This is a genomic window from Oleiphilus sp. HI0067, from assembly GCF_001635735.1.
This window is the reverse complement of the sequence record NZ_LWFI01000875.1, coordinates 1-3,232: the sequence shown is the minus strand read 5'-3', so window position 1 is coordinate 3,232 and position 3,232 is coordinate 1. Positions and strand designations below refer to the sequence as shown.

General features: G+C 44.8%; 3 protein-coding genes. All 3 read left to right on the top strand.

The genetic code is table 11. From position 1 onward, the window contains the following. The coding region (locus A3739_RS09645) for a sigma-54 dependent transcriptional regulator (protein ID WP_068501172.1) at positions 1–1,279 on the top strand (1,279 nt) is incomplete at its 5' end. Positions 1,280–1,483: 204 nt separating this feature from the next. After that, a complete protein-coding gene (locus A3739_RS09640) occupies positions 1,484–2,761 on the top strand; it encodes an ATP-binding protein (protein ID WP_068479137.1) in 1,278 nt (425 codons plus the stop codon). Next, the coding region (locus A3739_RS09635) for a sigma-54 dependent transcriptional regulator (RefSeq protein ID WP_156502515.1) at positions 2,758–3,232 on the top strand (475 nt) is incomplete at its 3' end. The genes A3739_RS09640 and A3739_RS09635, both read left to right, overlap by 4 nt.

Here is a 3,232-nt window from a genome sequence, read left to right as displayed (position 1 = left end):
AATTTGCGTGGGAACAGTGTTTTTAGACGCAAGTGTTGATTCAGGTGCTGAAATCGTCGCGCAGTTAGATGAACTGAACCAAGCTGTTCCAATTCTCACGATTGGCGATGCGGGGCATTTCAATTTGGATGATGTGTTACGTAAAAAAGTCATCGCATCGCTCGAATCATCTCTGGAATACAACCAAACCATTGATAGCTTATATCGTGCTCAGTTGTACCGAGATCAATTTGCTACGAACCGGAAGCGTGGACAGCAGCGAGAAGCTGAATTGTTTAGAAGCTTGGTCGGTACTAGTCGCCCAATTCAAGAAGTTAGAGCTCTTATGGGACAAGTGGCTGACAAAGATGTTAGCGTTTTGATCACTGGTCAGTCTGGTACGGGTAAGGAAGTAGTAGCGCGCAATTTGCACTACAACTCACATCGTCGCAATGAGCCTTTTGTTCCCGTTAACTGTGGTGCTATTCCTGCTGAGCTTCTAGAAAGCGAATTATTTGGCCATGAAAAGGGCGCATTTACTGGTGCGATAACTGCCCGTTCAGGTCGCTTTGAGCTTGCTGAGGGTGGCACGTTGTTTCTGGATGAGATCGGAGACATGCCGCTAAATATGCAGGTGAAAATTCTTCGCGTATTGCAAGAAAAAACCTACGAGCGAGTCGGTGGAACAAAAACGATTCCTACTGATGTGCGTATTATTGCTGCGACGCACAAAAATCTCGAAGAGATGATCGAAGAGGGCACATTCCGAGAAGATCTGTATTACCGACTGAATGTCTTCCCGATTGAAATGCCTGCTTTAAAGGAGCGTGAGGAAGATATTCCTTTGTTGATCAACGAACTCATTTCGCGTATGGAAACTGAGAAGCGCGGATCTATTCGTTTCAACTCCGCTGCGATTTTGAGTTTATGCCGCCATGAATGGCCGGGTAATGTTCGTGAGCTTGCTAACTTAGTTGAGCGCTTGGCGATTATGTATCCTTATGATGTGATTGGTGTTAAAGAGCTTCCACAGAAGTACCGTCATGTTGAGGTAGAGGATGAGTTCCTTGAGAGTGAGGATACTGCAACGCAGGTACAAGGTTTGGCGGGTGTTGATTCTCCAGCTTTGTTGCCGATTAACGGTATCGATCTTAAGGAATATTTGGCAAGTCTTGAAAAATCATTGATACGACAAGCGCTTGATGAGTCTTCTGGTGTTGTAGCTCGAGCTGCAGAGCGATTGAGAATTCGACGTACTACCTTGGTTGAGAAGGTTCGAAAGTACGAACTCAATGGGTAGTAGTGTCAGAAAAATGAACACAAAAAAGCCAAGTTATAAACTTGGCTTTTTTGTGTCGTAATATTGACAGTCTTACCTTGTCTACTTCATTTAAATCTCTTCAAGCTATTGAAATATATAATCTTTTATGTTTTGGCCTAACACCTGCTTTCTCTGTCCCGAATAGTGTTTTGCATCCGACCTTCGAAGTAAGTGAGATAGTAAATGGGACAGTCTTATAGTAAGACTCAAGAGCGTCAGACCGAAGACCAGAAACAAATTGCGGCTCAATTAGCAGCAGTTGAACGTGTTCGTTCTGAACTTAAACAAAAAAAATCAGCGAAGCTCGTTAATCTCAGCTCATCGCAGCTCCTTCAATATCGTGAACTAGAGCAACGTGTTGTCGCACTCAAAAGCGAACTATCTGAAGCTGAATCACACACCGCGCAGCAAGAAAAAGAAAAGCAAGCGCTGGAGCATCGTCACTCTGCGTTGTTAAAAGTACTGCCCGCTGGCGTCGTGGTCCTTGATGGCAAAGGCATTATACGAGAATATAATCCTGCGGCTGTTGAACTTTTAGGTGAGCCTCTTGAGGGAGAACGGTGGTTTGACGTTATTAAACGTTGTTTTGCGCCTAAGCATGACGATGGTCACGAAGTGTCCCTAAAAGATGGTCGCAAGCTTGGCATACAGACGCGTTCACTTAAGTCTGGCGACGGCCAATTAATATTACTCAACGACCTTACCGAAACGCGTGCTTTGCAAGCCCAAGTTAGTCGCACCGAAAGACTAAGTTCGTTAGGTCGAATGGTGGCCAGTTTGGCGCATCAGATTAGAACTCCTCTTTCTACGGCCATGCTATATGCGGGACATCTTAGACGACCAAAAATGAATGAAGAGATGCGTATTGAGTGTGCTGAAAAATTGCTTTCTCGTCTCACACATCTAGAGCATCAAATACGCGATATGCTTGTTTTTGCAAAAGGCGAAACTCGATTAGCCGAGCAGGTGAGCATGCAAGCATTCTTTGAGAGTTTGCAGACTGCTGCAAAGCCTTTGCTTGATAAACACATGGTCAGTTCGACTTGGTCAAATGCCTCACAGGGGCAAATACTGTGTAACCAAGAAACCTTGGTCGGCGCGTGTATCAACTTAATTAATAACAGCATTGAAGCTCACGAAAGCTCAGATGCGCGACGTCAGTTGGAAATTAATATTGACTCATTCGATGCCGATGGCCGCTTCGCTTGTATTCAAATCAACGACAACGGGCCGGGCATTCCAAACACCATTGCGCGACAGATTCATGAACCTTTTTTTACAACAAAATCACAAGGCACGGGCTTAGGGCTCGCCGTTGTTGAGGCGGTAGTAAAAGCGCACAAAGGTAAATTTTCACTGCGATCAACTGATAGTGGTGCGCAGGCGACAATCTTAATTCCACTGTTTAAACCTGAGCAAAATATTCTGAACCCAGCAATGGCTAGAGAGGTAACAAAATGAGTACTCCTAATGTTCTTATCGTCGAAGATGATCGCGAGCTTAGAGAAGCGCTTTGCACCACACTAAAACTTGCTGGTATGAAGTACTTTGAGGCCGATTGCGCAGAAAATGCTTTGATCGCCTTGGAAAAACGAAACTTTGACATTGTCGTGAGTGATGTAAATATGCCGGGCATGAGCGGCCATGAGCTATTAGCGCAGGTTAAGTCAAAGGTCCCGGGTTTACCTATGATGTTGATTACAGCATTTGGGCAGATCAAAGATGCGGTAGATGCAATGCAATCTGGCGCAGATGACTACCTAGTTAAACCATTTGAGCCGCAGACGCTGATTGATTCGATCGACAAAATAGTTGGTGCTAACAGCAATCCTGAAATTAGTGATGAGCCGGTTGCAAACGCTAAATTTACCAAAGAGTTTTTTAAGGTTGCGCGCAAGGTCGCGAAAACCGATTCGACTGTCATGATTTCCG

Bases quoted from the DNA above. Each gene is read 5' to 3' on its own strand.
- A3739_RS09640 (WP_068479137.1), top strand. From the start codon at position 1,484: ATGGGACAGTCTTATAGTAAGACTCAAGAGCGTCAGACCGAAGACCAG.